Below are 7,121 nucleotides of genomic sequence, written 5' to 3'. Positions count from 1 at the left end.
CCTCGCTAACCTCGCCCTGAAGGACGGGGCTTGCGCGAGGCCTATCTTTTGGTCACTTTATCCTTGCGGGAGGGGCAGTGCTGCACCATGTCTCGCAATGCCCGAGCCGCGTAGGAACGATCCAGAGTTCTTTCATGCATGCGGCGACCGCGCGGCTTCACCACCATCAGCACGGACGCAAACATTTTCAGCATTTCTATGGGGATGCGGCAGATCTGTCGGCCGACATCGAGCGCAACGGCCTTTTCGGAGCAGGCCACGACGCGGGCGAATAAGTAGGTCGGACCGTCCTGCACGAGGACGAACTCACCGGGAACGGCGCGCATGATCGGTGAAAGCACGAGCACGTCGCAGTCTTCGACAACGGGCGAAAGCCCGCTCCCGCGGATCAGAATCGCGAAGCAGTTTGGGTCCGGGAACCCGAACGGGAGATCAGCATGAGCGATGGCTGCATTTCCTTTCGGGCCACAGACGAGATGCCTGCGCGTTGTGCAACCCTGTGAAAAAAGCAGGGAAGCGACGACCGGGATGTTCGGGTGAGTTTCCGCAACGGAAACGGAGGAGGGCGGCGGTGGCATAGAAAACATCCTTTGCCGAAACAGGGAGGCACGACATCGCGCCTCCTTCTTCTGGCTACTTCGGGACCTTCTGCGCGGCCTTGCCGGCGTAGATGCTCTTGTCCCTCGTGCTCTTCGAAGCCTTGACCCCATCGACCTTGCCCGGGAGCTTCGAATAGACGGAACGGTCCTTCGTCGCAAAAACGCGTTGGTCCACCTCCTTCTCAGCGGCCTTCACGCCAAAGCTCGTGACGGAGGTCTTGGAGGATCCGTTCTGGCCGTTCTTGGCGGCCTCCGAAGCTTCGAGATCCTTCTCAGCCTTCGCAAGTGCATCTTCCAAGCTCACCAGAGGGCCCTGCTTGGCGTTGTGAGCATCAGGCAAGGGGGTTGCACTCTGAGCGACGTAGTGTTCGTTGTAGAGCACGTGAGAGGCGTTCTCGGCGCGGATGGCGGCACCACCACGGTTCTCCCGATAGAACTCGACCGACGCGTCGCGGTTGTGGATCGGGTCGAGGGTCTTTTCGGGCGTGATGATCACGGGGTCGGACCGGAAGATCGTCGGGGGATTGGAGCAGCCTGCGAGGCCGAGGAGGGTGGCCGCGGCGGCGGCTGCGGCACAGATTCGCAGAGAGAGGTGTGAGCGTTGCGGCATGAGGGATGTCCTTGTGGAACCTTGGGAGGAGTGATTCCGGGACTCTAGATGCAGTGAGGCGGCGCACCCGGCCGGGAAAGAGCGAATCCTGCTCTCAGGAAGTGTCCAGAGAGAGCGCCTCGGGGCACCTCGAAAAACACTTTCTTCACAGTCTAGGGTGCGCCCTCCGAGGGCCTGACGGTGAGATTCGCCGATAAAGCGCAGGCTTATGGCGAAATTTGCCCCCTATGAGGTACTACTAGCAGGGTCCGATATTTTGTTGGGCCAATCAAACAGAATAGTTATGCACATCATTGTCCACAAGCCCATGTGGATAACTGAAAACGGCGTAGTTGTTCACACCGATCGTCTTTCGGCGGCGTAGTTGTTCACACCGATCGTCTTTCGGCGGCGTAGTTGTTCCCACCGATCGGGTCTGGGCGGCGTAGTTGTTCACACCGATCGGCGTAGTTGTTCACACCGACCGGCGTAGTTGTTCCCACCGATCGTCCTGTGGACAAATGCCCGAAATGCCTGTGCCGCAGGCAAATCGAAGAGGTACTACCAACCCCCTTAACCTTTCTTTAACCTTTAATTTAACCTATATATAAGCCCCAAACGGAAATCGTAGTGTCTTAAAACGTTCGGGCCCATCAAATATTTCCGGACAAAAAAGTGACCAGAGGAGTGAGGACGCTTTGCGGGGACCTCTCCCTCTTCTGGTCACTTAAAAAATACTATTCACCGCAGGCGTAGGCCGCCACCCTCCCGACCGCCTGAAGTTCCTCCGGGGTTGGGATTTCGGTCGTCCAGATGGTGATGATGCGATCCTGCCCGGCCCCTCTGGGGGCTGCAGGAATCGCGTAGGCCTTGATGACGCCTGCAGCCAAAAGGACCTCACAGGCATGCTTCAAGAGACGAGTGAACTCTTTGAACGAAGAAGTGAGTCCCATAAGTTGGTACAGCTTCTCCATTCGGTGCCGTTGCATGTTGGTTTTCTGACCGGAAATCAGGCATTGAATCTTTTTTGCAATGTCGTTGTTTTTAAGTTTGTTCCTCTTTTCCCAATCAATCAGCCCATATTCGTTGTTTCCAAATAGGAATTTGAGTCTCGCATCTAATGTGAGGGCTAGGACGTTGTTGTCAAGGATCGTAGCTTCGAGGATCAGAGAGAAGGTGTCGATTCTCCGTCTCTTTCCTTTTGGGAGGGACTTGACTTCGCCAATGGAAAAGCTCATGGCTGGGCTTTTTGAGCTACTTTCGATATAGATGTCGGTTTTGCGAAGCCGAACAATCGAGTCCTTCAAAAGATCGTAATTGTAGCCCGCCTTCGACAGACCAATCATCTTTAAGATGTCTATCTGGCGAACTTCAAATCTCTTGTTGAACTGCCCTCTGCAAAAACAAATGAGTGCATGCAGAACATCCCAATCTAATTGATAGAGAGCCTCCCCGGTATAACGGATTAGGCAGTTTGAGCGGCTGTAAATCGTTTTATTCGCCAAGAATGGTCTTTCGATCCTCTTGGACAACGCACCAAACAAGGCGGAAGTGTCGATCAGGTTGGCTGACGGCGTATTTCCATCATGCCAACCCGGCAGGCGCATCACTGAAGGATCTGAGAAGTCCATGATGCCGACGTATACTTCTACGGCGCGCAGTGCACGTGCTCCTTCGGGGATCTTTAAGCCTTTGTAGTAGCTGAAGTCGGTGTATCGTGATTTGACTTCCTCATAAGTCAAACCTTCACGAAGCAATTCTTCAAAGAGTTCTTCGTTGTTTTTCTCAAGATCGCGGATGTTTTTTAAGATTTCACTTCGCGATGTGAATTGATTCAACCAGTTTTGAAGAGCTTCAGAGCGCATGGAGATGCTCCTGAAGTTCGTTCACCGCCTCATCGGCAACGCCTTCTTGGTGCGTGCCGCGGGTGCCTTCTGAGAGATCGGTGATCAGGGTCTTCGGGTCTACGGAGAAGATCTTGTCGTCGCTCGCAAGCGTCAGGTGCACGATGTGCCCGAGGGAGTCGTTGAGCACGATGTTGCGGGAGACGTTGGACCCAACCACGAGTGGATAGTTCCAGTACCTTCCCGTAAACCCGTTGGGGATGTAGGCAGATCGCAATTGACTTGCTCCAAGTTGATTCCTTTTAATCAACTCTAAGGATCAGGTCAGTCCATGCCGCGGGTCGGTTGCGCAGCTTCTGCTTATCCGGGTGTTTTTCTATGCTGCGCTCTGGTGCAGGATGGATTGATTTAGCTCCGGAGCCTCCATCGTGCAAACCATTGATGCCGTCATCGGCTTTCTCTACAACATCGTCATCGCACCCTTCAAGCTCTGCAATTGGGCCGCCAGATGGATCGGCCGATTGATCGGCAGCCTCTTCGGGCTCCTAAAATCGAAAAAGGAATCTGATTCCTGCCCTCTGTTCGCAGACATTCCAGAGGAGGCGGAAACCGACAAGATTGATGCAGCGTGGCCGCCGGCCCCGCATCCGGTGGAAGCTCTGTCCGTTCAGGCGCTCATCCGCGCCAACGGGAAGCTCATTCGTGATCTCTGCTACGCCACCACGCTTTCCGAGAACGAATCTCAGCAGTACCTGCTGCCCGTCATCACCAACCTCGCGCGCATCGTGCACCTGACGCCTGCGAGCGAATATGACCACCATCAGGGCTACGGCGGCCTTTTCACGCACAGTTTGGAGGTTGCGTACTACGCGGCCAACGATGCGAAGACGGCGATTTTCGACCGCTCCGCGGCGCCCAAGGAGATTCATCAGAACAAGCGTCGTTGGATCCTGACGGCTGTTCTGGCGGCGCTTGCGCACGACATCGGCAAGCCGTTCACCGACATGGAGATCACGGCACCCGACGGACGGCACTGGGTGCAGGACGAGCCGATCGTCGATTGGCTCCGTCGCAACCACATTGAGACCTACTACATCTCCTTCCGCCCGGCCCGAGAACACAATCAGCACAAGCCTGCGGCGCTCGCAAACATCTCAATGCTGATTCCAAAGGCGACGATCACCTTTCTCGGCATCACCGGTTACGGTGAGCAGATGATGCGTGAATTTCGCAGTGCGATTCTGGAGGGCAGGGAAGGCGGATTGATCGGCCGCATTCTCGACAACGCCGACGGCTTGTCTCGCAGCGTTGATGGACTTCGGCAGAGAAAGATTCGGCCCGAGTTCAAGAACGTCGCGCACCCGCAGGGTGATCAGCTCCTCAAGGCCATTCGCGTGCTCATTCAGACGGCGAAGTGGACAACGAACAAGGATCAGTCGAGCCGCGTCTTCAACACCAAGCAGGGGTGCTATCTGGTCTGGACGGAAGAAGTCGCCGTAGAAGCCCGTCAGCAGGCGCTCGACATGGGGTTCGCCTCGCTTCCTTCCGATTTCCTGCGTCTCGCTTCGATTCTGGTGGATTCGGGCGCGGCGATCCGGAGCACGGACGAAGTGGCGAACACGCACAACGTCTTCTGGCGCATGACTCCGATCGTGCTCGGCAACGTGCAGTTCGACTGCGTGCGCTTGGCCGACCCGCAGTTGATCTACGACGGCGTGCCGCCTGCGGAGATTGAGTCGATCGTCGAGGGTCTGGCCGTCGATGACGTGACCAAGGCGGCTTGGGTGGCTCGATGGAAGTTCCTGCCCGTTCAGCGGCTCTCGCGTGAGGAGGAAGTGAACATGGGCTACACCGACGAGTTCGCCGCACAGCTTGCCGAAGATGCGGAACGAAACCTGCGGGAGCACGAGGAGGCGCTCGCGATGGAAGCGGCCTATGTCGAAGAAGCGCCCGTGCCCGCCGACGAGGAGGTTGGAGTACCCCCTTCCGAACCGGATGAAGCGTCGGGTGAAGCGGGTGAATCCTCTGCCTCCAACCCGGAACTTCATTATGGTGAAGTTTCTAAAAATCTCTCGGACCCCTACGGCGAGCGCGCGTCCGACGGAGTAGGCCCGAGCGGTGAAAAGTTCGGTGAAGCCATTTCGGACCTTTCCGACGTGCCGGTCGGCGGGGTGAAGGTGCCCTCTAAGTCCCTTGAGTCGCCTGAACCTCCTTCTGAGCTTCAGGAGTTGGGCGGCTACCGAATCATTCCGACAACTTCCGAGACGGAATTTGAGGCGGGCGCACAGCATGCGGACCTGCAGCACCGACCGTTTGGACAGTCCCAGACGCAGCAACAGCAGCAGCCGCAGCCGCCGCAGCAGCAACAGCCCGAGCGTAGCCTGCACGGAGCGCAGGTTTGGCAGGAACCTCCCTCTGGTTACTTTGAAGATGAAGACAAGGCGGACGAACCTCAGGGTGACCGTCAGTCTGCTACGGACGATCTGCTCAGCATGCAGGGCGACGCGGCGTCAGCCGGAGCCGTCGGATCCGCCTCATCAGTTGCAAACCGCCGAAACGTCATGGCGGACTACAGCTTCATGCCCGAACCGGCCAAGGCGGACGACAAAGGTGCCAAAGGTGCTTTTGGTGCTTTTGGTGCTTTGGGTGCTCAGAATTCCGGGATTGATTTTGATCTGATCTGCGGCAAGGGTGATCAGCGGAAAACCGAGCGGAGGCAGCAGCGACAGGAACAGGAACAGCAGCAGCAACAACAACAGCGCAGCAATGACGATCATCGCGATCACCTTGCCCAAGATCGCGCAGCCTATGCGGCCCCTGTTGCCCCTGCTGCCCCTGTTGCCTCCGCAGCGTCTGTTTCTCCCTCTGATTCGCACATGGAATCAGGGGAGGGCGACAACGCAGCGAACGCCGCCGCCGCCGCAGCAGCAGCAGCGTCAACGACAGTCCCAGCAGCGACGAAAACGGCAGCGGATGCAGCGCCGGGATCAGCAGCCTTCGAATCGAATGAACCGACCGTATCGAATCGGGGTGATTCGGAGGAGATTGATGAACATGATGAACGTGGTACATCCGGTTCTGGTGGTGCCGTTTCCGTTTCCGTTTCCGTTTCCGCTCCCGATTCCGATGAGGTCATGAGCAATCGGAATCCTGATCGGAATCTCAACGGCTCCGAATCGGAGTCGGAAATTGATCACGAGCCTGATCAAGATACGATGGCAGCGATGCCCGAGAATGAAGTGCGCCGCGTCTTCTACAACGAGCCGCTCGATGCCTCCGGTCGTCCGCTTACGCGCGATGACGCGAAGAAGGTCGATGAACCTTCCTCTGGTCACTTCAAAACCAAAACGCCTGCCGTTACTGGCAAGGCGCCGTCTGGATCGAATGAAGTTGCCAACGAACGAGGCAGATCTCAACGCTCTGGTGCGGGCAAAGGCCGTTCAGGTGCGATGACGGACTATCGCCTCGCGCAGGATTTGGTTGAGAGCATGTTGAGTCAGATGGAGCGCGGGAGCGGGATCTGGCTCGATGGAATCACCACTGATCCCATCACTGGATGTTGGAGCACCCCTTCCTCACGGTTCGAAGGGGCGTTTGAGGAGGGCGGCATTGATCCCGATCTCATCGAGATGGCGATGGATGAGATGACCGAAGACGGGCGCAGTCCGCGAATTGAATGGGATCAAAAGAGAAGACAGCTTTTACTGATAAAATATTAGGCCTCATCGACTGCGAAGCTGTCCAAAATTCGCGGTTCTGTTTGCTTATCCGCGATGAGGCGCGAAATTCCCAACCGTAGCGGGAAGAGCGCATCAAGAAAAGCAAAACGGTCGAACTGCAAGCTACTTCCTTGCAAGTGTCGACCGCTTTGGAGGTGCTGATCATGGTGCATCATGAATCAGTTGCCATCATGGTACTCGTCCTGCGTGGCGCCGTCAAGCTGGTCTTGATCGCGATTCTGCTGGGTTGGGCCATGAGCGCTTCTTAACGCCGACAGGCCCCGGGACGGAGGAAGCTCCGTCTCGGGAGAAGTGCGTGATCACTCTCCGGCCTGAAGGCCGGAGCTTCTTGATTCGCTGAGCCTCGCGG

At 56.8% G+C, this 7,121-nt stretch carries 6 protein-coding genes; 1 reads left to right on the top strand and 5 read right to left on the bottom strand.

Translation table 11 applies throughout. From position 1 onward, the window contains the following. Positions 1 to 41 precede the first annotated feature (41 nt). The 4 genes from ACT6Y9_RS07300 to ACT6Y9_RS07285 all read right to left on the bottom strand — a co-directional run bounded on the left by ACT6Y9_RS07300 (position 42) and on the right by ACT6Y9_RS07285 (position 3,309). The gene (locus ACT6Y9_RS07300) at positions 42 to 578 is read right to left on the bottom strand and encodes a hypothetical protein (protein ID WP_443744047.1); all 537 of its coding nucleotides are present in this window, start codon (positions 576 to 578) and stop codon (positions 42 to 44) included. Between the two features lie 55 nt (positions 579 to 633). Beyond that, positions 634 to 1,209, bottom strand: a complete 576-nt coding sequence (locus ACT6Y9_RS07295; RefSeq protein WP_443744046.1) for a hypothetical protein — start codon at positions 1,207 to 1,209, stop codon at positions 634 to 636. A 716-nt stretch (positions 1,210 to 1,925) separates the two neighbouring features. Then, positions 1,926 to 3,053 (bottom strand): plasmid replication initiator TrfA, encoded by a 1,128-nt coding sequence (trfA, locus tag ACT6Y9_RS07290; RefSeq protein ID WP_443744045.1) that lies wholly within the window; start codon positions 3,051 to 3,053, stop codon positions 1,926 to 1,928. Then, positions 3,043 to 3,309: a hypothetical protein gene (locus ACT6Y9_RS07285; protein ID WP_443744044.1), complete on the bottom strand. Its 267-nt coding sequence runs from the start codon at positions 3,307 to 3,309 to the stop codon at positions 3,043 to 3,045. Before ACT6Y9_RS07285 ends, trfA begins: the two co-directional genes overlap by 11 nt. Positions 3,310 to 3,460: 151 nt before the next feature. On the opposite strand from ACT6Y9_RS07285, the gene mobH reads away from it, so the two are divergent. Further along, entirely contained in the window at positions 3,461 to 6,751 is a 3,291-nt protein-coding gene (mobH, locus tag ACT6Y9_RS07280; RefSeq protein ID WP_443744043.1) for a MobH family relaxase, read from the top strand. Here the strand turns inward: mobH and ACT6Y9_RS07275 are convergent. Further along, positions 6,748 to 6,873: a hypothetical protein gene (locus ACT6Y9_RS07275; protein WP_443744042.1), complete on the bottom strand. Its 126-nt coding sequence runs from the start codon at positions 6,871 to 6,873 to the stop codon at positions 6,748 to 6,750. The genes mobH and ACT6Y9_RS07275 overlap by 4 nt on opposite strands. Between the last annotated feature and the right edge of the window lie 248 nt (positions 6,874 to 7,121).

The organism is Sutterella sp. (assembly GCF_052272535.1).
In the GTDB taxonomy this organism is placed as follows: Bacteria; Pseudomonadota; Gammaproteobacteria; order Burkholderiales; family Burkholderiaceae_F; genus Sutterella.
Note: the sequence above shows the minus strand (reverse complement) of the source record. Positions and strands in the feature narration are given on the sequence as shown.

What these genes read in the sequence shown, in the direction of transcription:
- ACT6Y9_RS07300 (WP_443744047.1), bottom strand. Translation starts at nt 578, where the DNA reads ATGCCACCGCCGCCCTCCTCCGTTTCCGTTGCGGAAACTCACCCGAAC.
- ACT6Y9_RS07295 (WP_443744046.1), bottom strand. Translation starts at nt 1,209, where the DNA reads ATGCCGCAACGCTCACACCTCTCTCTGCGAATCTGTGCCGCAGCCGCC.
- trfA (WP_443744045.1), bottom strand. Translation starts at nt 3,053, where the DNA reads ATGCGCTCTGAAGCTCTTCAAAACTGGTTGAATCAATTCACATCGCGA.